The sequence below is a fragment of the Mesorhizobium sp. L103C119B0 genome (assembly GCF_000502235.1).
Classification (GTDB): Bacteria; Pseudomonadota; Alphaproteobacteria; order Rhizobiales; family Rhizobiaceae; genus Mesorhizobium.
The window spans coordinates 1-22,561 of sequence record NZ_AYXE01000011.1 but is presented as its reverse complement, the minus strand read 5'-3'; the positions used below and the strand labels follow the sequence as shown (position 1 = coordinate 22,561).

Annotated in this window: 21 protein-coding genes and 1 pseudogene; 8 read left to right on the top strand and 14 right to left on the bottom strand. The window is 63.4% G+C overall.

Annotation, left to right across the window (positions count from 1 at the left end; translation table 11 throughout):
* Positions 1–56: 56 nt before the first annotated feature.
* From urtE to urtA, 5 genes are all read right to left on the bottom strand, one after another.
* Complete coding sequence (gene urtE, locus X728_RS148025; protein WP_023832059.1) at positions 57–752, bottom strand: urea ABC transporter ATP-binding subunit UrtE; 696 nt, start codon at positions 750–752, stop codon at positions 57–59.
* A 69-nt stretch (positions 753–821) separates the two neighbouring features.
* A complete protein-coding gene (gene urtD, locus X728_RS148030; RefSeq protein WP_023696501.1) occupies positions 822–1,568 on the bottom strand; it encodes an urea ABC transporter ATP-binding protein UrtD in 747 nt (248 codons plus the stop codon).
* Positions 1,569–1,572: 4 nt separating this feature from the next.
* On the bottom strand, positions 1,573–2,805 hold the full coding sequence (urtC, locus tag X728_RS148035) for an urea ABC transporter permease subunit UrtC (protein ID WP_023832058.1): 1,233 nt from the start codon (positions 2,803–2,805) through the stop codon (positions 1,573–1,575).
* Complete coding sequence (urtB, locus tag X728_RS148040; RefSeq protein ID WP_023832057.1) at positions 2,802–4,418, bottom strand: urea ABC transporter permease subunit UrtB; 1,617 nt, start codon at positions 4,416–4,418, stop codon at positions 2,802–2,804. Before urtB ends, urtC begins: the two co-directional genes overlap by 4 nt.
* A gap of 112 nt (positions 4,419–4,530) precedes the next feature.
* Positions 4,531–5,841 carry an urea ABC transporter substrate-binding protein gene (gene urtA / locus X728_RS148045; protein ID WP_023832056.1) on the bottom strand — a complete coding sequence of 437 codons (1,311 nt, stop codon included), beginning with the start codon at positions 5,839–5,841 and terminating at the stop codon, positions 4,531–4,533.
* A gap of 312 nt (positions 5,842–6,153) precedes the next feature.
* On the opposite strand from urtA, the gene X728_RS148050 reads away from it, so the two are divergent.
* On the top strand, positions 6,154–6,549 hold the full coding sequence (locus X728_RS148050; RefSeq protein WP_023832055.1) for a hypothetical protein: 396 nt from the start codon (positions 6,154–6,156) through the stop codon (positions 6,547–6,549).
* Positions 6,550–6,666: 117 nt separating this feature from the next.
* A complete protein-coding gene (locus X728_RS148055) occupies positions 6,667–8,580 on the top strand; it encodes a PhoX family phosphatase (protein WP_023832054.1) in 1,914 nt (637 codons plus the stop codon).
* Positions 8,581–8,644: 64 nt separating this feature from the next.
* Here the strand turns inward: X728_RS148055 and X728_RS148060 are convergent, their stop codons facing one another.
* From X728_RS148060 to X728_RS148070, 3 genes are all read right to left on the bottom strand, one after another.
* Complete coding sequence (locus X728_RS148060; RefSeq protein WP_023684618.1) at positions 8,645–10,216, bottom strand: GMC family oxidoreductase; 1,572 nt, start codon at positions 10,214–10,216, stop codon at positions 8,645–8,647.
* 51 nt (positions 10,217–10,267) lie between these two features.
* Positions 10,268–10,792 (bottom strand): twin-arginine translocation pathway signal, encoded by a 525-nt coding sequence (locus X728_RS148065; RefSeq protein ID WP_023832053.1) that lies wholly within the window; start codon positions 10,790–10,792, stop codon positions 10,268–10,270.
* Between the two features lie 80 nt (positions 10,793–10,872).
* Positions 10,873–11,268, bottom strand: coding sequence for a VOC family protein (locus X728_RS148070; protein ID WP_023684616.1), 396 nt, complete (start codon positions 11,266–11,268; stop codon positions 10,873–10,875).
* Positions 11,269–11,488: 220 nt separating this feature from the next.
* Here X728_RS148070 and X728_RS148075 point away from each other — a divergent pair, with 220 nt between their 5' ends.
* Positions 11,489–11,791, top strand: coding sequence for a ribbon-helix-helix domain-containing protein (locus X728_RS148075; RefSeq protein WP_023670924.1), 303 nt, complete (start codon positions 11,489–11,491; stop codon positions 11,789–11,791).
* Positions 11,792–11,796: 5 nt separating this feature from the next.
* Here the strand turns inward: X728_RS148075 and X728_RS148080 are convergent, their stop codons facing one another.
* Together X728_RS148080 and X728_RS148085 are read right to left on the bottom strand one after the other, a co-directional pair.
* A complete protein-coding gene (locus X728_RS148080) occupies positions 11,797–12,507 on the bottom strand; it encodes a DeoD-type purine-nucleoside phosphorylase (RefSeq protein WP_023736554.1) in 711 nt (236 codons plus the stop codon).
* An 84-nt stretch (positions 12,508–12,591) separates the two neighbouring features.
* Positions 12,592–15,162 (bottom strand): PAS domain-containing sensor histidine kinase, encoded by a 2,571-nt coding sequence (locus X728_RS148085; RefSeq protein WP_023688649.1) that lies wholly within the window; start codon positions 15,160–15,162, stop codon positions 12,592–12,594.
* Positions 15,163–15,367: 205 nt separating this feature from the next.
* Between X728_RS148085 and X728_RS148090 the strand changes: the two genes are divergently transcribed.
* Positions 15,368–16,084 carry a flagellar biosynthetic protein FliO gene (locus X728_RS148090; RefSeq protein ID WP_023693371.1) on the top strand — a complete coding sequence of 239 codons (717 nt, stop codon included), beginning with the start codon at positions 15,368–15,370 and terminating at the stop codon, positions 16,082–16,084.
* Between the two features lie 175 nt (positions 16,085–16,259).
* On the opposite strand, the gene dksA is transcribed toward X728_RS148090, so the two are convergent.
* Together dksA and X728_RS1000000170385 are read right to left on the bottom strand one after the other, a co-directional pair.
* On the bottom strand, positions 16,260–16,676 hold the full coding sequence (gene dksA / locus X728_RS148095; RefSeq protein ID WP_023832052.1) for an RNA polymerase-binding protein DksA: 417 nt from the start codon (positions 16,674–16,676) through the stop codon (positions 16,260–16,262).
* Positions 16,677–16,681: 5 nt separating this feature from the next.
* Positions 16,682–16,861: a hypothetical protein gene (locus tag X728_RS1000000170385; protein WP_023696495.1), complete on the bottom strand. Its 180-nt coding sequence runs from the start codon at positions 16,859–16,861 to the stop codon at positions 16,682–16,684.
* Positions 16,862–16,930: 69 nt separating this feature from the next.
* Here X728_RS1000000170385 and X728_RS148100 point away from each other — a divergent pair, with 69 nt between their 5' ends.
* The 4 genes from X728_RS148100 (at position 16,931) to X728_RS148115 (ending at position 20,691) form a co-directional block, all read left to right on the top strand.
* A complete protein-coding gene (locus tag X728_RS148100) occupies positions 16,931–17,434 on the top strand; it encodes a histidine phosphatase family protein (protein ID WP_023696494.1) in 504 nt (167 codons plus the stop codon).
* Positions 17,435–17,520: 86 nt separating this feature from the next.
* Positions 17,521–18,999, top strand: coding sequence for a YcjX family protein (locus X728_RS148105; protein ID WP_023673493.1), 1,479 nt, complete (start codon positions 17,521–17,523; stop codon positions 18,997–18,999).
* Positions 18,996–20,060: a TIGR01620 family protein gene (locus X728_RS148110; protein WP_023693368.1), complete on the top strand. Its 1,065-nt coding sequence runs from the start codon at positions 18,996–18,998 to the stop codon at positions 20,058–20,060. Before X728_RS148105 ends, X728_RS148110 begins: the two co-directional genes overlap by 4 nt.
* Positions 20,061–20,142: 82 nt before the next feature.
* A complete protein-coding gene (locus tag X728_RS148115) occupies positions 20,143–20,691 on the top strand; it encodes a hypothetical protein (protein WP_023673495.1) in 549 nt (182 codons plus the stop codon).
* Between the two features lie 342 nt (positions 20,692–21,033).
* Here the strand turns inward: X728_RS148115 and X728_RS148120 are convergent, their stop codons facing one another.
* Both X728_RS148120 and X728_RS148125 read right to left on the bottom strand, forming a co-directional pair.
* Positions 21,034–21,300 (bottom strand): hypothetical protein, encoded by a 267-nt coding sequence (locus X728_RS148120; RefSeq protein WP_023685989.1) that lies wholly within the window; start codon positions 21,298–21,300, stop codon positions 21,034–21,036.
* A 183-nt stretch (positions 21,301–21,483) separates the two neighbouring features.
* Positions 21,484–22,443: pseudogene (locus X728_RS148125) on the bottom strand (MFS transporter); the annotation flags it as partial.
* Positions 22,444–22,561: the final 118 nt, after the last annotated feature.

Sequence of the window (22,561 nt, the reverse complement as noted above, 5' to 3'; positions counted from 1 at the left end):
TGTGGGCATTTCAGCCAATCTTCGACGTGTACGATCCGTGCAGCCGTCGACCTGCGTTAAACCGTCAGAAACTTCCTGACGTCCGCCCGGTCGAGATCTTCGGCCGGGCCGGTGTGGACGATCTGGCCGCGGTCCATGATGTTGACCTCGTCAGCGAGCTCGCGGCAGAAATCCAGATATTGCTCGACCAGCAGAACGGCGATACCGGCCTGGTCGCGCAGATAGCGGATGGCGCGGCCGATGTCCTTGATGATCGAGGGCTGGATGCCTTCGGTCGGCTCGTCGAGCACCAGCAGTTTCGGCCGCATGACGAGCGCCCGGCCGATGGCGAGCTGCTGCTGCTGGCCGCCTGAGAGATCGCCGCCGCGGCGCCCCAGCATCTGCTTCAGCACCGGAAACAGTTCGAAGACATGCGCCGGCACGTTGCGGTCGGCGCGCTTCAAGGGCGCAAAGCCGGACGCCAGATTTTCGCGCACCGTCAGCAGCGGAAAGATCTCCCTGCCCTGCGGTACGAATGCGATGCCCGACCGGGCGCGATCATACGCCGCGCTCCGGTCGAGCGCCTTCCCCTCGAAGGCAACGCTTCCGCTCGTCAGCCGGTGGTGGCCGACGATCGATCTCATCAAACTGGTCTTGCCGACGCCGTTGCGGCCGAGCACGCAGGTGATCTTGCCGGCACCCGCCGTCAGCGACACACCGCGCAGCGCCTGAGCAGCGCCGTAATGGAGCGTGGCGTTGGAAACTTCGAGCATGTCAGCGCCTTCTCCAGAAGCGGAGGAACGGAAAGTCGAAGCGATGGAATTGCACCCGCCAGACCATGCTCATCTCCCGAGATAAACTTCGACAACCCGCTCGTCGGCCGAGACGAAATCGAGCGAGCCTTCCGACAGCACCGAGCCCTCATGCAGGCAGGTGACCTTGACGCCGAGTTCGCGCACGAAATGCATGTCGTGCTCGACGACGATGACCGAATGGTCGCGCGCTATGTCCTTGAGCAGCCGCGCGGTTTCCTCGGTCTCGGCATCGGTCATCCCTGCGACCGGCTCGTCAACCAAAAGCAGCTTCGGGTCCTGCGCCAGCAGCATGCCGATCTCCAGCCACTGTTTCTGGCCATGGCTGAGATTGGCTGCCAGATCGTGGCGCTTGTCGCCCAGCCGGATGATGCCGAGGATGTCGTCGATCTGTCTGGCTTCGGCGGCCGAGCGGCGATGGAACAGCGCCGGAAAGATCGAGCGCGGGCCCTTCAGCGCCAGCATCAGATTGTCTTCGACGCTGTGGCTTTCGAAGACGGTCGGCTTCTGGAATTTGCGGCCGATGCCCATCATGGCGATCTCCGCCTCGTCGTGCCGGGTCAGATCGACCTGGCCGTCGAAGAACACTTCGCCCTCGTCGGGCCGGGTCTTGCCGGTGACGATGTCCATCATCGTCGTCTTGCCGGCGCCGTTGGGACCGATGATGGCGCGCATCTCGCCCTTGTCGAGCACCAGCGACAGATTGTTGATGGCGCGGAAACCGTCGAAGGAGACCGAGACGCCGTCGAGATAGAGGATGGTGTTGGACTTCGACATCGCTCTATTCCGCCGGCTGCGGTTCAGGCCCGGACGCGGACCAGGCACCGGGCGTTGTTGCTGCGTTGCGCACGATCTTCAATGGCGGCGCGGCATCAGGGTCTGTGCCCGCTTCCTCTGCAATCGCTGCAGCCCGCATCGCCCGAGCGTTACCGCGCCAGGAATCCCACATGCCGACGATGCCCTTGGGCAGGAACAGGGTTACGGCGACGAACAGGCCGCCGAGCGCAAACAGCCAGAACTCCGGCAGCAGGCCGGTGAACCAGGATTTGCCGGCGTTGACCAGCAGCGCGCCGACGATCGGGCCGACAATGGTGCCGCGCCCACCGACGGCTGCCCAGATCACGACTTCGATGGAATTGGACGGCTCGAATTCGCCGGGATTGATGATACCGACCTGCGGCACATAGAGCGCGCCGGCGATGCCGGCCATGACAGCCGAGACGGTGAAGGCAAACAGCTTCACGTTCTCCGCCCGCCAGCCGAGGAAGCGGGTGCGGCTCTCGGCGTCGCGCACCGCCATCAGCAGCTTGCCGTATTTGGAGCCGACGATCGCCCAGGTGATGAAGACGGCGAGCGCGAGTATGATGGCGCTGGCGGCAAACAGGGCCGAGCGGGTGGCGTCGGCCTGCACGTTGAAGCCCAGAATATCCTTGAAATCGGTCAAGCCGTTGTTGCCGCCGAAACCCATGTCGTTGCGGAAGAAGGCGAGCAGCAGCGCGTAGGTCATCGCCTGGGTGATGATGGAGAGATAGACGCCGGTGACGCGGCTGCGGAAGGCGAACCAGCCGAAGACGAAGGCGAGCAGGCCGGGCACCGCCAGCACCATGATGGCGGCGAACCAGAAGTGGTCGAAACCGGTCCAGAACCAGGGCAATTCCTTGTAGTTCAGGAACACCATGAAATCGGGCAGGATCGGATTGCCGTAAACGCCGCGCGAGCCGATCTGGCGCATGAGGTACATGCCCATCGCATAGCCGCCGAGGGCGAAGAAGGCGCCATGGCCGAGCGAGAGGATGCCGCAATAGCCCCAGACGAGATCGAGCGCCAAGGCAAGCAATGCATAGCAGAGGTACTTGCCCGTCAACGCGACGATGTAGGACGGAATATAGAACGCGCTTTGCGGCGACACTGCGAGGTTGAGCAGCGGCACGATAATGGCGGCCGTCAGCAGGATGAAAATAGTGATGGCGATGCGACGGTCGGCACCCGCGGCGAAGAAGCGTCCCGTGATCATGTTTCCACCGCCCTGCCCTTGAGCGCGAACAGGCCGCGCGGGCGCTTCTGGATGAACAGGATGATCAGCACCAGCACGACGATCTTGCCGAGCACCGCGCCAGCATAGGGTTCGAGAACCTTGTTGACGATGCCGAGCGAGAAGGCGCCGACCAGCGTGCCCCAGAGATTGCCGACGCCGCCGAAGACCACGACCATGAAGCTGTCGATGATGTAGCCGCGGCCGAGATTGGGCGAGACATTGTCGATCTGGCTGAGCGCGACGCCGGCGATGCCGGCAATGCCGGAGCCGAGCGCAAAGGTCAGCGCATCGACCCAAGGCGTCCTGATGCCCATCGAGGCGGCCATGCGGCGGTTGGCGGTGACGGCGCGCATCTGCAGGCCCCAAGGCGTGCGCTTCATGACAAAGAGCAGCACGCCGAAGACGGTGAGCGCGAAGACCAGGATCCAGAGGCGGTTCCAGGTGACGGCGAGTTGGCCGACATCGAACGATCCCGACATCCAGGAGGGGTTGCCGACCTCCTGGTTGGTCGGTCCGAAGATCGAGCGCACCGCCTGCTGCAGGACAAGCGAGACGCCCCAGGTTGCGAGCAGCGTTTCCAGCGGCCGGCCGTAGAGGAAACGGATGACGCCGCGCTCGATGATCAGGCCGACGGAAGCGGCAACCAGGAAGGCGAGCGGCAGCGCGATCACCAGCGACCAGTCGAACAGGCCGGGGAATGAGGTTCGGATCACCTGCTGGACGACGAAGGTGGTGTAGGCGCCGAGCATCACCATCTCGCCATGCGCCATGTTGATGACGCCCATGACGCCGAAGGTGATGGCGAGGCCGATGGCGGCCAGCAGCAGCACCGAGCCAAGCGAGATGCCGTACCATATGTTCTGGCCGGCATCCCACAGCGCCAGGCTCGAATTGATGCTGGCGATTGCCGCCGTCGCGGCATCCTTGACCGCGCCTTGCGCATTGGCCTCGACCGGGGTGAGCAGCGAGACCGCGTCGCGGTCGCCGCGCGCGTCGATCAGGGCAATGGCGGCAAGCTTGTCGGCCTCCGGCTTGTCGGAGACCAGCACCGATGCCGCGCGCGCCTGTTCCAACAATGCCTTGACCTTGGCGTCGGTCTCGGCGGCGATGGCTGCATCGAGCGGCTCGATATTGGCGGCATCGGGGGTCTTGAACATGGTGTCGGCGGCGGCGATGCGGACAGAAGGATCTTTCGCGCGCAACGTCAGCGTTCCCAGCGCATCTCGGATGACACGGCGCAGCGTGTTGTTGACCTTGATCTTCGTGATGTCGGCCTTGGCGGCGTCGCCGGCTTTCTCGCCACTCAGCGGGTCGAGCAGCGTGACGCTGTCGGCGGCCTCACTGCCGACGAAGACGGCTGAATCGGCTTTACGGATGTAAAGGTTGCCTTCGGCGAGCGCTGCAAGCGGGCGCTCGACCAGCGGATCGCCGGTGGCGGCAAGCTCGCGCACGACGGCCTCCGTGGCGGAAAAGCCGGTGCCGGTGGCGAATTTGGCGACGATGGCGCGCAGATCGGCTTCGGCTGCGTTCGACGGCAACAGGCTTGCCACCAGGAACACCAGCATGAGGCCGAGAGTGCGCGACAGGATCATCCGTTCAGATACTTTCCGGGAGGGTGGAATTTGGCGTCCGGGCGGGCTGAGCGCCCGGACGCTTGGCGGTACCGATCGTGGACGCGTCCACGATCGGTCAGTCCGGGAGGGATCAGTTCGTGCCCTTGCCGCCGCATTTGCCGGTGGCAACGTTGAAGTTGCCGCAGGACAGAGGCGCGCGCCAATCCGAAATCAGGTCCTTGGAATCGGGCAGATAGTCGGACCATTCGTCGCCCATCACGAGGCCGGGCGTCTGCGACACGGTCTCGAACTGGCCGTCGGCCTGGATCTCGCCGATCAGCACCGGCTTGGTGATGTGATGGTTCGGCATCATGGTCGAATAGCCGCCGGTGAGGTTCGGCACGGACACGCCGACCATGGCGTCGATGACCTTGTCGGGATCGGTGGTGCCGGCCTTTTCGACCGCCTTCACCCACATGTTGAAGCCGATATAGTGAGCTTCCATCGGGTCGTTGGTGGTGCGCTTGTCATTCTTGATGAACTTGTGCCAGTCGGCGATGAACTTCTTGTTTTCGGGTGTGTCGACGCTCTCGAAATAGTTCCAGGCAGCGAGATGGCCGACCAGCGGCGCGGTATCGAGACCGGCCAGTTCTTCTTCGCCGACCGAGAAGGCCATGACCGGGATGTCCTCGGCCTTGACGCCCTGGTTGCCGAGTTCCTTGTAGAACGGAACGTTGGCGTCGCCATTGACGGTCGAGACGACGGCGGTCTTCTTGCCGGCCGAGCCGAATTTCTTGATTGCGGAGACTTCGGTCTGCCAGTCGGAGAAGCCGAACGGCGTGTAGTTGACCATGATGTCTTCGGCGGCGACGCCCTTGGCCTTCAGATAGGCCTCGAGGATTTTGTTGGTGGTGCGGGGATAGACGTAGTCGGTGCCTTCCAGCACCCAGCGCTTCACCGAGCCACCGTCCTCGCTCATGAGATAATCGACGGCAGGAATCGCCTGCTGGTTTGGGGCGGCGCCGGTGTAGAACACGTTGCGCTCGCTTTCCTCGCCCTCATACTGGACGGGGTAGAACAGGATGTTGTCCAGTTCCGAGAACACCGGCAGCACCGACTTGCGCGACACCGAGGTCCAGCATCCGAACACGGCGGCGACCTTGTCCTTGGAGATCAGCTCGCGCGCCTTCTCGGCGAAGAGCGGCCAATTGGATGCCGGATCGACGACGACCGCCTCAAGCTTCTTGCCGAGCAGGCCGCCCTTGGCGTTCTGCTCTTCGATGAGCATCAGCATGGCGTCTTTCAGCGTCGTCTCCGAAATCGCCATGGTCCCCGACAGCGAATGCAGAATGCCGACCTTGATCGTGTCTTCGGCGGCCTTGGCCGGAGACGACATCGACAGGCCGGCGGCGACCACGCCGGCCGAAAACATTTTTGTTATTGTGGAGAAATTACCCCTCATACCGAAGACTCCCAGCTGTTTGATTGCACCGCGATAATGCAATGCAACTGCCGTGCCAAACGCAAAGGCGCCGCTCGCAAGAATGGAATAGCCGAGCGTTATCAGCCGGTTGGTATATTAGCCTGGAGCAAAACAATGGCAGCCAATGAAAATTGATTGAGCCAAATTTGCGCAGCGCACACGGCTTTTGCCTAATTTTTGCCCAATTGAGACAAATGCCTAGTTTTTGATCTCCGGCCGTGGGTTCCGGGCGAACAATGTTGCGGCGCCGCGCAAAAATAGGGCAAGCTCGCCCTTCAAAAGAGAGACGTCATGACATCTCGCATCTCACGCATTTCCGGCATCCTGCTGCTGATGGCAACGAGCTGCGCCGCGCGCGCCGATTTCAGCGAGGGCAAACTTCCTGACGGCACCTATCATTGCGAGGTCTATTTGCTCGGCGCCTTCCTCAACCTCGGCGACATCACTATCAAGGGCAATGTCTATACCGGCCCGGTGACGTTCGGAACGGCGCTGCAAGGCTACAACTATCAGATGAACGCCAATGGCGAGATCACCTGGCTCGGGCCGCTGGGCGGCTATACCACCGGTGGCAACTCCGTCTCCATGACACAGGCAACACTGGACGGCGAGACCGCCCCGTCATTCGACATCATTCTGAAGCAGCCCGACGGCGCCTTCACCGCCTCGACCTGCACCAAGGGCTGAGCGATGCGTAGTGCCGCGCCCAGTTGGGGCAAAACCTTCCTCTTATGTCATGTGAATGTTGCCTAAGCAGACTAGGGCAACGGTGCGCCGTAACATCCACCCTGAGAGGCAGACACCATGGCCAATGCACCGTCTTCATCCTCCCCCGTCATCCGCGAAATCATCGCCGAGCGCGTCTCGCGCCGGTCTCTTTTGAAAGGCAGCCTCGCCTCCGGCGCGCTGATTGCCGGCGGCAGCTTTGTCGGCTCCTTGTTTGCCGGCGAAACGCATGCCGCCACAGCGCAGTCGACGCTCGGCTTTCCCGAGCTGAAACGGGTCTACGGCAAGACCCATGCCGCCGCCGAAGGCTATGAGACGACCATCGTCGCGCGCTGGGGCGACCCGCTTGCAGCCGGCCTCGCCGAATTCGACGGCAACAAGGTCGCGGCGGAGGAACAGGAAAAGCGCTTCGGCTACAATTGCGACTACATCGCCTTCATGCCGCTGCCCAAGGGCACGGTGAATTCCGATCATGGCCTGCTCTGCGTCAACAACGAATACATCTCGCCCAATGTGATGTTTCCGGGGATGACCGAGGGCGATGCCGGCAAGACGATGACCAGGGAACAGGTCGATCTCGGCATGGCCGCGATGGGCCATTCGATCCTCGAGGTGCAGGTGAAGGACGGCAAGTGGGAAACCGTGGCGGACAGTCCGCTGAACCGCCGCATCACCGCCAACACCGAAATGACCGTTTCCGGACCGGTTGCCGGCCATGCGCTGATGAAAACCTCGGCCGACGCGACTGGCACGAAAGTGCTCGGCACCAGCTATAATTGCAGCGGCGGTGTTACCCCGTGGGGCACGGTGCTGACCTGCGAGGAAGGCGTGTCCGACATTTTCGGCGGCGACCCGAAGAAGGCGCCGACCGCCGAGCTTCTGGACCGTTACGGCTTCGACGGCTCCGACATCTATGGCCGCGGCCGCTTCCATGACCGCTTCAACCTCGACAAGGAACCGAACGAGGCTAACCGCTTCGACTGGGTGGTCGAGATCGACCCTTACGATCCTCAGTCCAGGCCGGTGAAGCGCACGGCACTTGGCCGCATGTCGCATGAGGCCTCGACCGTGGTCCTCAACAAGGACGGCCGCGTTGTCGTCTATATGGGTGACGACGACTATTTCGAATATATGTACCGCTTCGTCTCGGCCAAGGCCTATGACAAGGCCAACCCGGCCTCCGGCGCCGATCTGCTCGACGATGGCGTGCTGTCGGTCGCCCGCTTCGATGCCGATGGCTCGATGACGTGGCTGCCGTTGGTGCACGGCCAGGGCAAGCTTACCGTCGAGAACGGTTTTGCCGACCAGGCCGAGGTGCTGTTGAAGACGCGGTTTGCGGCAGATGCGCTCGGCGCCACGCCGATGGACCGGCCCGAGGACATCGAGACCAATCCGGTGACCGGCCGCGTCTATGCGGTGATGACCAAGAACAAGAAGCGCGACCAGTCAAAGGTCAATCCGGCCAACACGCGGCCGGAAAATCTCTGGGGCCATATTGTCGAACTGATCCCGCCCGGCGGCCGCGGCGCGGATGCCGACCACACGGCGGAAAAGTATGCCTGGGACCTGTTCGTGCTCTGCGGCAACCCGAAAGATGCCAAGGTCGGCGCCACTTTTCATCCGGACACGTCGGACAATGGCTGGTTCGTCTGCCCCGACAACATCACCTTCGACCCGGCGGGGCGGCTGTGGGTGGCGACGGACGGCGCCAATGATTTCGACCTGCCGGACGGCGTCTATGGCGTCGACACCGAAGGTGCGGCGCGCGGCCTGCCGAAGCTGCTGTTCACCTGCCCGCACGGCGCCGAAGCGACCGGCCCGTGCTTCACGCCGGACGGCACGACTTTGTTCCTGTCGGTGCAGCACCCTGCGGAAGATGCCGAGACGCTCGACAAGGCGCAGACGCTATGGCCCGATTTCAAAGACGGCCAGTTGCCGCGACCTTCCGTCGTCGCCATCCGCCGCAGGGACGGACAGCCGGTCGGCGCATAGTGAGTCCTAGTGAAAAAGGCGGAACGCGCCATGCGCGTTCCGCGTAGCGATCCGGGAGGACGGCTCAGATCGTCTTGGCCGACATTTGCGAAGCGATGTATTCGGCCTGGCGGATAGCCAGCGACACGATCGTCAGCGTCGGATTTTCAGCCGCACCGGTCGTGAACTGGCTGCCGTCCGACACGAACAGGTTCTTGATGTCGTGCGCCTGGCCGTGCTTGTTGACGACGCCGTCTTCCGCCTTTTCGCTCATCCGGTTGGTGCCGAGATTGTGGGTTGAGGGATAGGGCGGCGTCGGGAAGGAGCGCGTCGCGCCGACCGCATCGTAAAGCGCTGTGGCCTGCTTGTAGGCATGGTTGCGCATCGCCGTGTCGTTGGGATGATCATCGAAATGCACGTCGGCGATCGGCATGCCGTGCGCGTCCTTCTCGTCCTTGTGCAGCGTGACGCGGTTTTCCGCGCGCGGCATGTCCTCGCCGACGATCCACAGGCCAGCCATGTGATCATAGTGGTCGAGCGCGGTGGTGAAGGAACGGCCCCAGCCGCCGGGATTGAGGAAGGCGGCCATGAAGGGCAAGCCGAGCGACAGCGTCTCGAATTCATAGCCGCCGACAAAGCCGCGTGAGGGATCGTGCCGCGCCTCGTCGCGGATAATGCCGGCCATGGTGGTGCCGCGATACATTCGCACCGGTTGGTCGAAAATGGCGTAGACCGAACCGGTGGTGTGGCGCATGTAGTTCTTGCCGACCTGCCCCGACGAATTGGCAAGCCCTTGCGGAAACTTCGCTGACTCGGAGTTCAGCAGCAGGCGCGGGCTTTCGATCGAGTTGCCGGCGACGGCAACGATGCGGGCCTTCTGCTCCTGCAGCTTGCCGTCCTTGTCGGCATAGACGACGCCGGTCACTTTTCCGCTAGCGTCATGGTTGATCTTGATCGCCATGGCGTTTGGCCGGACCTCGAGATGGCCGGTCGCCTCACCCTTGGGAATTTCGGTGTAGAGCGTCGACCATTTGGCGCCCCATTTGCAGCCCTGGAAGCAGAAGCCGGTCTGTTGGCAGGAGTTGCGGTCGTCCCGCTCGACCGAATTGATTGCCATGTTGCCGGTATGACATTCCTTATAGCCGAGCTTGTCGGCGCCGGCCTTGAGCACCTTGAAGTTGTTGTTGCCGGGCAGCCGCGGCCAGCCATTGGTGCCGGTGACGCCCATCTTGGCTTCCGCCTTGGCGTAGTAAGGCTCCATCTCGGCCAATGTGACCGGCCAGTCCAGCAGGTTGGCGCCTTCCAGCTTGCCGTAGGTCGAGAGCGTCTTGAACTCATGCTCCTGGAAGCGCAGCGAGGCGCCGGCCCAGTGCGTGGTCGAGCCGCCGACCGATTTGACGATCCAGGCCGGCAAATTGGGGAAATCCTTCGACACCCGCCAGTCGCCTGAGGTTGTGCGCTTGTCCGTCCAGGCGAGTTGGCTGAAGGAACCCCACTCGTCATTGATGAAATCCTCGTATTCGTGGCGCGCGCCGGCCTCGAGGATGACGACATCGACGCCTTTCTGGGCGAGTTCGTTGCCGAGCGTGCCGCCGCCGGCGCCGGAGCCGATGATCACGACCACGCCGTCGTTGTTGAGATCAAATGAAGCTGCCATGGTTTCCTCCCATGAATTCCTGTTTGCCGGGTTTCAGAACGACGGAAGGGCTCAGAGCCACTCTATGTCGTCGAAACCGCGCGCGATGTAGCCGCCCTTGGAGTAGGATTCGCCCTCGTAGCCGAAGATCGGCCACACCTCCTGCTGGTTGTAGAGGCTGACGACGACGCCGCCGCGGATGGACTGGAAGAACGGCGTCGCCTCGATCTGCTGCAGCACGGCAACGCGCTGCTCCTCCCAGCCGAGGCCGCGATAGCCGCCCTCGCCCGACTTCTTGTCGAGGTCGGCGATGCCGTCTTCGATCATCGCCTTGTAGGCAGCGTCCTTGCCGGCCTGCTCGTCATGCCCTTTTACGGCGATGGCGTAGTATTTGTCGGGCACCTGATCGTGCGGATAGATGTCGCGCGCCATCTGGATCAGCGTCGCCATGGTTTCGGGCTTGAGCGCCGATGTCTCGAGCCCCCAGGCATTTTCAGGGCTGATGACGGCGCTGCCGGAAATGACGAGCAACGCGCCGATGCCGCCGCGTTTGAGAAGTTCACGACGTGAGAGCCTCGCGTCATAGATCGTGACCATTTGTTCCTCCCTGCTTGCTGTTTGCGCCCTTGAACAGCGCCGTTGCTGGCGCCGCGCGGCTGAATGCGGCTGATAATCCCCTACTGGAAGCGCCCTCCACGCTGCAGAACCTCGATCTTGTAGCCGTCGGGGTCCTCGATGAAGAAAAAGCGGGCGATCAGCGATCCGTCGCGGTTGAATTCGACGATCTTCTTGGGGTTGAGGCCGAGCGCGCCGATCCGGTCGTGTTCGCTGTCGAGATCGGACACCGAGACCGCCAGATGGCCGTAACCGTCGCCAAGCCCATAAGGCTCGGTGCGGCCCTTGTTCACGGTGAGTTCGAGCTCGAACCCCGTTTCGGCGTTGGCAAGGTAAATCAGCGTGAATGTCTCGAAATCCAGCCTGTCGGCGACGTCGAGCCCGAAAGCGTTTCTGTAGAAATCGACGGATCTGGCCTCTTGGAGAACCCGGATCATGGAATGGATTGCCTTCGCCAAATCAGTCTCCGCCGCTGCATGTTGGAGGCGATTATGGGCGGCACGCGCGAAAGGTGGTGGCAGCCGGTTACCACGGCTAAATTTGCAATCGCTGCTATGCCTGCGCCTAAAGACGAAAGTCCGATTGCCGATTCGGCCCACAAGGCCGAACATGCAGGGACAACCACAACTTGAAGGCGCGACACGCTGCGCCCAAAACCAACAATATCGGGAGGTAAGGATGTGCAGGGTTTTTGCCGGGCAGGATCCGGAAGGCTATCGACAGATCAACCGGTCGATCCGCATCGACGGTCACTCTACGAGTATCCAGCTTGAAGGAACGTTCTGGGCGCTGCTTGACGAAATTGCCGACAGCCAGGGCCTGACGACGCCGAAGTTCATCTCAAAACTCTATGACGAGGCGATCGAGATCAACGGCGCCATTCCCAACTTCGCGTCGATGCTGCGTACCACCTGCGCGCTCTATCTGCGCGGTCACCGGCCAGACATGGATGAGCTGACGCCGAAGCGCGAAGCGGCCTGAGGAAGCTAGCCTTCCGCCGCAACGTCGAGCCCGAGCCGCGCCATATCGGTGAACAGCGCCTGACGTTCGGAATAGGCAGTCTGTTCGCCGGTCACGATGTTGTCGACGACGGTCAGCAGCGACAGCGCGCGGGCGCCGAAATGCGCCGCGATTCGGTAGAGTGCGCTGGTTTCCATATCGACAGCGAGAGCGCCAAGCGCCTGCGCTTCGGCAAAGCGGTCGCGCCCTTCAGGGTGGTAGAAGACATCGCTGCAGATGGTCAGCCCGGCCTGGTGGTCGATGCCGAGCTGGGCGGCGCAGGCCAAAGCGTGGGCGAACAGGCCGGGATCGGGCCCGGCGGCAGCATCGTAGAGGCCGAAGACCTGGCCGCTTTGGTCGCTTTCGGCGCGCACCGACTGCGAGATCACCAAGGAGCGCAGCGGCACGCGGGGTGTCAGGCCGCCGCAGGTACCTGTGCGGATCAGCGTTTTGACGCCGTGAACATCCAGGAGTTCATGCACATAGACCAGGAAAGACGGGACACCGATGCCGGTGGCCTGGATGCTGATGGGACGGCCGCGATAGAGACCAGTGAAGCCGAGTGCGCCCCGGCGGCGGTTGACGCAGCGCGGTGCCTCAAGAAATGTCTTTGCCATCCACTCGGCGCGTTGCGGATCGCCCGGTAACAGCACCGTTGCGGCATAGTCGCCCCTGGCAGCCTCGTTGTGCGGCGTCACGACATGCTCCCCAATACCCGCCGCCCGTTTCGCCTGCAATCATGGCAGCGTCACGTCATTGCGCAAGCTTTGAATTAGGGCGCCCTAAGACTCCAACACATCCTTGACCACGGTGGCCAGCTGCTTGAGGGAGAACGGCTTCGGCAGGAAGCCGAATTGCGCGTCCGGCGGCAGGTTTCTGGCGAAAGCGTCTTCCGCATAGCCGGACACGAAGACGAACTTGATGTCGGGCTGGCGCTTGCGCAGTTCGCCGAGCAGCGTCGGTCCGTCCATTTCCGGCATCACCACGTCGGACACGACGATATCGACTTTGCCGCCGAGCGCCTCGAAGACTTCCAGCGCCTCGACGCCCGAGGAGGCCTCATGGACGGTATAGCCGCGCGAGGTCAGCGCCCGCGAGCCGCCCATGCGCACGGCGTCTTCGTCCTCGACGAGGAGCACAGTGGCCGAGCCCGACAGGTCCTTGGCGCTGTCGGCGGCTTTCACCGGCGCAGCCGGCGCCTCGCTGACGTCGCCGGGCTTCTTCGCCTCCACGATATGGCGCGGCAGGAAGATGCGGAAGGTCGAACCCTTGCCGACTTCGGAATCGCAGAAGATGAAACCGCCGGTCTGCTTGATGATGCCATAGACCATCGACAGGCCAAGGCCGGTGCCTTTGCCGACTTCCTTGGTGGTGAAGAACGGCTCAAAAATCTTCTTCAGCACGTCCGGCGCAATGCCCGAGCCGCTATCCTCGACCTCGACCACGACATAGTCGGCAGGCGTGAGCTCGCGGTAGGAGAAGCTCTTGCATTGTTCGGCGGTGACGTTGCGGGTGCGCACGGTGAGGTCGCCGCCGGCCGGCATGGCGTCGCGCGCGTTGACGGCCAGGTTGACCACCACCTGCTCGAACTGGCCGATATCGACCTTGACCGGCCACAAATCGCGGCCGTGGTCGACCTTCAGCTTGATCTCGTTGCCAACCAGGCGGGCAAGCAGCATCCGGAGATCGGCAAGCACGTCGGTCAGGTTCAGCACTTCCGGCCGCAATGTCTGCTTGCGCGAGAAGGCGAGCAACTGCCGCACCAGCGAGGCCGCCCGGTTGGCATTCTGCTTGATGTTCATGATGTCGGGGAAGGACGGGTCCGACGGCCGGTGATTGGTCAGCAAAAGATCCGACGCCATGATGATGGCGGTCAGCACATTGTTGAAGTCGTGGGCGATGCCGCCGGCGAGCTGTCCGACCGCCTGCATCTTCTGGCTCTGCGCCATCTGGCCCTCGAGCGCCTTCTGCTCGGTGGTCTCGACGGCATAGACGATGGCCGATTCCTCGGCGCCCTCGCCGGTGCCGTCGGCGACGGCGTTGACGTAGAAGCGGATGTGACGCTCCTCATTGCCTGGCAGCAGCGTGTCGATCGGCTCGATGTCGGCCTGCCTCAGCCGCGCCTTTTCGAACGCGGCGGCAAAGGCCGGCCGGTCGCGCTCATGGATCACGGTGTCCAGCCGCACGCGGCGGTCAACCGCGTCGCCGTCGACGACGGAGGAAAACAGCGACAGGAACGGCGCGTTGGTGCGCAGGATGCGGCCGCCATTGTCGACGGCAGCAATGGCCATCGGCGTCGAATTGAAGAAACGGGTGAAGCGCACTTCCGAAGCCCGAAGGTCGGCCGATGCGTCCTCGCCCTGGGTGCGGTTGAGCACAATGGTGCGGGTCGGACCGTTGGTCCCCTCGCGGCTGGCCGAGACCCGATGCATGAAGCGCACCGGCACCGCCTCGCCGGTTGTCGTCGTCAGATCGAGATCGATGACGGCGTTGCGGGTGGTGCCGGGATCGGCCTTGACCGAGCGCACCAGCGCCATGCCGTCGCCGGCGACGATTTCCGGGAGTGTCACGGCGCCAGGGGTGAAGCTCGCCAGATCGATGCCCAGCCATTCGGCGAGCGTGGCGTTGATGTAGGTGACACGGCCTTCCTGGTCGGCCGAGAAGAAACCGGCCGGCGCATGGTCGAGATGGTCGATAGCCTTTTGCAGGTCGAGGAAGAAACGCTCCTGCTCGGCCCGTTCCTGCGAGATGTCGGCGAGTTGCCAGGCAAGCATCGGCAGGCGCTGACCGGGAACGCTGAAGGTACGGGCTCGCGCCCGGTACCAGCGCGCGCCGGGTTCGGCGCCCGGCCGGATCGACTGTGCCAGCCGGAACTCACCGTCGCCGGCCTGGCCATCGCGCAAGCCCGAGGCCAGCCGGTATATGGTCACCGAAGCTTCGGGGACATCGGAAAGCAGGCCTTCGACCGTCTTCAGATCGGCGGCCGACGCAGCCCCGGTCATCTCGGCATAGGCCCGGTTGGCGTAGACCACGCGGCCCTTCGTGTCGGTGACGATCAGGCCCTGCGACATGGAATCGACGAAGGCCTTCGACAGTTCATCCCCGGTCGAACGCGGCGCGATCTGCACGAAGCCGATGGCCGTGGCGAACAGGAAGCCGACGCCGATCATGGCAAGCACGCCCAGCATGCCGAGCAGGAACGGATCGCCAAGACGCTCGCGGAAAATGCCGAAAACGATCGCGGCCCCGGTCAGGACGATGATGAACACGATGAGCCGGGTAACCGCGCCTGGCCGCGTGTTCTGATCGACGATCGGTACCGGATAGAAATCGCCGCGCGTTTCCCTGGCCATATGCCCCCTGCTCGTGAGTTGTCCGACACCGCCCCCGGCCGGTTGAATCACATTCTCCTAATCCGGAAAAGGCCCTGGCGGCAAATGTCGGATAAAAATGACGCGTCGGTGTTTTCAAGCTGTTCACGAAGCGTGATGGCAACTTGCGGTGGCTGGCCGCAACGGTCTAGTGTCCCTCCACTTCAAAAGCCGATTGGGGGCACCGATGCAGTGGCTGGATAATGTGGCGGGTCCCGGATATGCCGCAGCGCTGCTGTGGACGTTTGCTGCCCTTGTCCTGCTGGTCATCGTGCTCATCATCATCAGGCTGGTCCGCAACCTGACCTTCGGCACCTTCGTTGCCGGCGGCAGGAACCGCAAGACACGGCTGGCGGTCATGGACGCGACGGCGGTCGACAGCCACCGCCGGCTGGTGCTCATCCGTCGCGACGACATCGAACACCTGCTTTTGATCGGCGGCCCGACCGACGTTGTCGTCGAGCGCGATATCAGACTTGCAGCGCCACGCCGTCCGGCATTGACCGGCGATGGCGGTGTTGGCCAGCAGCAACAGGCGCCGCGGCCGCGCGCAGCACAACCCGCTCCCACCGCGCCCGCAAGGCAGGCGCCACCGCCGCAACCGGTAAGGGCTGCTCCAGCCGCCGTTCCGCCGCGCCAGGCCGCGCCGGCGCCGAAACCGGCTCAAATCTACCAGGCGAGCAATGTGACACCGCTGCCGGCCTATGGCTCCGCCGCCAATACTGCCCGGCAGGCCCCGCCACCGAAGCATGAGTCCATCGACGATACCCTGATGCGGGAGCTCGAGGTCTCGCTCGACGATTCGCACCCCAAACCGGCAAGCAAGCCGGCTGCGAAGGCACCGCAGTCTCTCGACGACGAGATGACCAAGCTGCTCGGCGAACTCGCCAGCCAGAAACGGTAAAGCCCGGCGAACCGTCACATCTTGCCGATTCCCGATCGAACGCCGCTTAAGCGTGTCGTCCGTTTCAGCGCGACGCGCTTTAACTTGGGGGCGGACTAAACCCTTCGGCCAAAAACAGAAATGGCCGGGAAACCCGGCCATTTCTGATGAAACAGTCCTGCCTGACGGCAGCGGCTCAATCGTCGCGATAGACCTTCTCGCGGCGTTCGTGGCGCTCCTGCGCTTCGATCGACAAGGTCGCGATCGGACGCGCATCCAGCCGCTTCAGCGCGATCGGCTCGCCGGTTTCCTCGCAAAAGCCGTATGTGCCTTCATCGATGCGCTGCAGCGCCGAATCGATCTTTGAAATGAGCTTGCGCTGGCGGTCGCGGGCCCGAAGCTCGATGGCGCGGTCGGTTTCCGAGGAAGCGCGATCGGCGAGATCGGGATGGTTGGCGTTTTCCTGCTGCAGGATTTCGAGGGTTTCGCGCGCTTCGCGCAGTATGTCGGTCTTCCAGGTGACGAGCTTCAGGCGAAAGTAGGATTTCTGCCGTTCGTTCATGAACGGCTCGTCTTCGGAGGGTACGTAATTGGCTGTAACGATATCGTTCATTCGACTCACCCAACAACCCCAAATTTGGCGCCTATATATTCGCGCAGAGAAGGCTGCACAAGCGTAATCCGCGCGCGTTTCACGCAATTGTTAATGCCGCGCGGGCGATCCTCAGCAAAGCCTTCCATAGCAAGGGCGCGGGCGAATTCGCACATGATTCGCTGCGCTTGGGCGTCGCCGCCCATTGTGCCTCAGGCCTTTCTCGTGGCTAATCCAGTTGTGTCATTGGTGGGCAGCACACCATTGGGGGTCCGGTGAGCAGACTGTATCTGTTGAGGCATGCGAAGGCTGGCTGGGCCCTTCCCGGCGTGCGCGACTTCGATCGCCCGCTCGACGCATCCGGCATTGCCGATGCCGAAATGATGGGGACTGCGATGCGTGCCCGCAACTACATCCCCGATATCACGCTCTGCTCCAACGCCAAGCGGGCGCGCCAGACGCTGGAAGGCATCGCCGGCCACACCGATACCGGCCGGGTGCTGTTCTTCGACACGCTCTACAGCGAGGATGCCGCCGGCTACCTCGCCATCATCCGCAGCAATGGCGGCCCCGGCTCGCTGCTGGTCATCGGCCACAATCCGATGACGGAAGACCTTGCCATGGCGGTCTCGGGCGATGGCGACGAGGCCGCGCGGGCCATCATGAACCATGGTTTCCCGACCTCCGGCCTTGCGGTCGTGCGCTTCGACGGTACCCTCACCGACGCCGCGCAAGGTTCGGGCTATCTCGAAGCCTTCCTGACGCCCGCCGATCTCTGAGCGGAAACCGGCCAGGTCCAGGCGCCATTTCAAACTGGAGATGCAAAGCCTATATCGGGCGAACGGAAGCCTCGAGAGAACAGATTTTGGCATCATCGCTGACCACTTTCACCGACGAAGCGAGAATTGCCCTGGATACGCTGTCGGGGCGTGCGAGCGGGCTTTTTTCGCCGTCGCTTCGGCTGGGCGTTACCGGCCTTTCGCGCGCCGGCAAGACAGTGTTCATCTCCGCCCTTGTCCACAATCTCATCCATGGTGGGCGCCTGCCGCTGTTCGAGGCGCAGAAGTCGGGACGGATCGCTCGCGCCTTCCTCGAGGAACAGCCGGACGATGCCGTGCCGCGTTTTCAGTACGAGGACCATATCTCCGCCCTGGTCAACGACCGTGTCTGGCCGGACTCGACGCGCGCCATTTCGGAACTCAGGCTCACCATCGAATATGAGTCTGCCTCCGGTTGGAACCGGATGTTTTCCAGCGGCCGATTGTCGGTCGACATCGTCGACTACCCCGGCGAATGGCTGCTCGACCTGCCGCTGCTCGGCAAATCCTTCGCCGATTTTTCGCGCGAGGCGTTCGAGATGGCGATGCTGCCGGTGCGGGCCGACCTGTCGCAGGACTGGCGGGCGCTGTCGGCGAGGATCGAACCCAATGCCGAAGCCGACGAGATGACGGCGCGGCGCCTCGCCGAGAGTTTTGCCGCCTACCTCAAGGCCTGCAAGCTCGACGAGCGGGCGCTTTCGACCTTGCCGCCCGGCCGTTTCCTGATGCCTGGCGACCTCGAGGGATCGCCGGCGCTGACCTTCGCGCCCTTGCTGCTCAAGGGTGAGAAACGGCCGCGCTCCGGCTCGCTGCAAGCGATGATGGAGCGCCGCTACGAGGCCTACAAGACGCATGTGGTGAAACCGTTCTTCCGCGAACACATCACCCGCCTCGACCGCCAGATCGTGGTGATCGACGCCATGCAGGCGTTGAACGCCGGCCCCGGCGCGATGGCCGACCTGGAACGCGCGGTGACCGAAATCCTCTCCTGTTTCCGTCCTGGCCGAGGCAATTTCCTCACCGACCTGTTTTCACGCCGCATCGACCGCATCCTGGTTGCCGCGACCAAGGCCGACCATTTGCATCACGAAAGCCATGACCGGCTGCAGGCAATCGTGCGGCGGCTTGCCGACCGCGCCGTGGCGCGGGCAAATTTCACCGGCGCCGATGTCGATGTGGTCGCCATGGCGGCGGTGCGCGCGACGCGCGAAGGCACGGTCAAGCAAGGCCGCGACACCCTGCCGGTGATCATCGGCACGCCGCTGAAGGGCGAGAAGATCAACGGCGAAACCTTTGATGGTAAAGCCGAAACCGCCATATTTCCCGGGGACTTGCCGGAGAAAATTGATGCGGTTTTCGACGTTTCGGAAGCCGACCACCGGCAGAGCAGCGACGATCCGGCGATCCGTTTCGTGCGCTTTCGCCCGCCAAAGCTCGAACGCACCGCTGAAGGCGTCACGCTGTCGCTGCCGCATATCAGGCTCGACCGCGCCTTGCAGTTCCTGATCGGAGACCATCTGGCATGACCGCGCCCCGCAGACCGGCAGCTTTCCGCATCGAGCCGGAGGCCGAACCGAAGCAGGAAACGCGCAGCCCCCATGCCGAGCCGCCGCGCAAGCCGCGCACCGTCGTCGTGCCGGCCGAGATCGATGTCTTCGATGAGCCGGACATTGTCGCCGCCGAACCGCCGCCGGCGACCGCGCCGCGCAGGCGCTCGCTGTTTGCCAGCCTGTTTTTCGGCGCGGTCGGCGTGCTGGTTTCGCTCGCCGTCGGCCTGTGGACCGACCAGCTCATCCGCGACCTGTTCGAGCGCGCAGAGTGGCTGGGGTGGCTGGCAGCGGGAATGGCCGCAATTGCCGTGTTGGCCCTCGCAGTCGTGCTGGTGCGCGAATTCCTGGCTATCGCCCGGCTGGCCGAGGTCGAAAAACTGCAAAAGCGGGCGCTCGATGCCGTGGCCCGCGACGATCCGAAGGCTGCAAGGGCCGTCGTCGAAGAGCTTTCGGCCTTTGTCGCTGCGAAACCCGAAACCGCGGCCGGCAGGCGCTCCCTGGCCGAATTGCGCGGCGAGATCATCGATGGCGGCAATCTGGTGCGACTGGCCGAGACCGAAATTCTCGGGCCGCTCGATGCGAGAGCCAAGGTGATGATCCTCGAAGCAGCCAAACGCGTGTCGCTGGTCACCGCCGTCAGCCCCCGCGCACTCGTAGACGTTGCCTATGTCGTGTTCGAGGCCGGGCGCCTGATCCGCCGCTTGTCCGAACTCTACGGCGGCAGGCCGGGCACGCTGGGCTTTTTCCGGCTGGCGCGCAGCGTTCTTGCCCATCTGGCGGTGACCGGCTCGATCGCCGTCGGCGACAGCTTTGTCCAGCAGATCGTCGGCCATGGCCTTGCCGCACGGCTTTCGGCGAAACTCGGCGAAGGCGTGGTCAACGGCATGATGACGGCGCGTATCGGCATTGCTGCCATGGAGACGGCGCGGCCCCTGCCCTTCATTGCCGGCAGGCGGCCGGGTATGGGCGATTTCCTGTCGGCGCTGACCTCGTTTGCGGCCAGAAAAGAGAATGAAGCACCCGCCTCGACCAAGTGAACGCCCTCTCGCGGTCACCAAGCATTAACCAATCTTGTTCATGGTCGTCCAACAACAGCCTCCTTGTTGCCGGGTGTCGTCTATGAAAAGCGTAATCTTGTCCTGCGTCCTGCCCCTGGTCGCGCTTGCAGCACCTCTGGGCCCGACCGGGAAAGCCTTTGCAGCGGAGCCCGACAAGCAGTTCTTCCGCACCGTTGAAGGCAAATGGGTCGGCCCGGGCGAAATCATCGCCGGCAAATACAAGGGCACGAAGTTCACCTGCAGCTTCGACGGCTCGACGCCGGACAACAAGACCGGCATGACGCTCGATGGCGACTGCCGCGTCGGTGTCTTCACCCAGAAAATGTCGGCGACCGTCGAGCGCAAGGGCCGCGACTACAAGGGCAATTTCATGGGCGGCGCCGCGGGGTCGGGCCTGGACATCATCGGCGGCAACGTGGTCGATGCCCGCAAAGTCGTCTTCACCATCAACCGCAACCAGCTGCGCGGCGTCATGCAGGCCCGCATTCCCGACGACAATTCGATGACGGTGACCATCGCCGTGCGCGTCGACCAGCAGCTGGTGCCGGTCATCGGCATGAGCCTCAAGCGCGTCGACGCCGTCGAAGTCGGCTCCATCGCCAAAAACTGACTCTCAAGCGGTTCCCCGAAAAAAGCGCGGAACGGGGTTGCACTGCGCGTTAGCTGAGCTGTTCCGCTCAGCTCGATGTCGGGAAGGACACGCCACCTTGCGGCCAGGTTGGCGCTCCTCAAGCACGGGCCGCTCGGGCGGCACCTTTCTGCCGCGACCGGACATGTGGCGCGCAACCGACGATGTCAGCGTCTCCGATGGCCCAAGCCACAGCAAGGCCAACGTGTCATGGTCCTGTGCGTGCCGGCGGTCCTCCGTGTCAGCGCGATGCGCTTTAAGAACACCAGCAAAAAAGGCGGCGGCTACTCGAGCCACCGCCTTCCTCAATTTCCGAACGAAGAATCAGCCCTTGATGGCGGCCGTCAGATCGTCATAGGCCTTGCAGGCGTCGGCCGGCGTGGTGGCGCCCTGATATTTGGTCGTCACAGCCTGCACCTTGGCGGTCAGGTCGGCGGCCTTGGTCGGATCCTTGGTGATCGCTTCCTGCAGCGCGGCGGTCATTTCCTGCGCCTTCTTGGCCGCGATTTCCTGCGTGCATTCAGGCGCCTTCGAACAGGCCGATGCGGCAAGCATGGCGACACCCACGCCGACGAGCAAAAACTTCTTCATGTCAGTCATTCTCCTCACGAAGGCAGAACTTGATCGTCGCTGCCTTCCAACGGCCGAAGCCTGGCGTCCCATAGCCGCCGATTGCGGCAAAACGCAACGTGTGCGGCGCATAAACCTGTGCAGCGCTGCTGCAACGGCGCGGACGGCCTGATTGAGGCCGCCCGTGTCAGACGAAGCGAGGTTTCAGCCACGAGGCTGCAGCAGCGCCAGTGCGGCCGTCGCCGCGGCAAGGACGGCGGTTAGGGTCAAAGGTCCCGTAGCGCCATAGGTGTCCACGACATAGCCGCCGACAACCGCACCGACGGTGATGGCAACCTGGAAGGAAGTGACCATCAGGCTGCCTGCTGCTTCCAGCGCATCAGGTGCCGCGCGAGACATATTGGTCGGCAGCACCACCGGCGCCATGCCGAAGGCGAAGCCCCACAGCGTAACAAAGCCGAAGGCAACGCCGGTTTGCGCGCCCCAAAGCACCAAAGCGAGTGCCGCAAACGCCATCAACGCGGCGGTAACTGCGAGGGCCATGTGGATGTTGGTGTCGGCCAGGCGGCCACCGGCAATATTGCCGATCACAGCGGCGATGCCGAACCCGAGCAGCGCCAGGGCAATCGGCCCGGTTGTGAGGAGCGTCACCTGTTCGAGGAACGGGCGCACATAGACCGAGCCGGCAAAATGCCCGGTCATCAGCAGAACAATGGCAAGCATGCCGAGTTGGATGCCACGCCGCCGTGTCAGCCGAAAGACGTCTGCAAGGCTGTTGCTTGCCGCCGCAGGCAAGGTCGGCAGGCTGAGAAGCTGCAGCAGCATGGCAAGCGCGGCCAGCCCCGCCGTCATGGCCATCGCGCTGCGCCATCCCAGCCAGTCACTGATCAACGCACCCATCGACGGCGCGGCAATGGTCGCGAGCGAGACGCCGAGGGTCACGATCGCCATGCCGCGACCTGTCGCATTGGCGCCGACCAGCCGCGCCACGACGGCAACGGAAAGTGCCCAGAAAGCGCTAAGAGCGATCCCCAACCCGGCCCGGCCCAGCAACAGCAGCCAGAAATTGGGCGCCAGCGCCGCAAGAATATTGGAACCGACCGCCAGGGCCATGAGGCCAACCAGCACCGCCTTGCGGTTCAATCGGCCGATGAGAACATTGCTGGTAGTGTGCTGAGAGTTCTGCAAATTCGCTGAGAGGGGGCGGTCATGGCAGGCTGGTGATTGTTCACGTCACCTGATTTCCCGCGAAGGAACGCCACCGTGACCAAGACTGACTAAG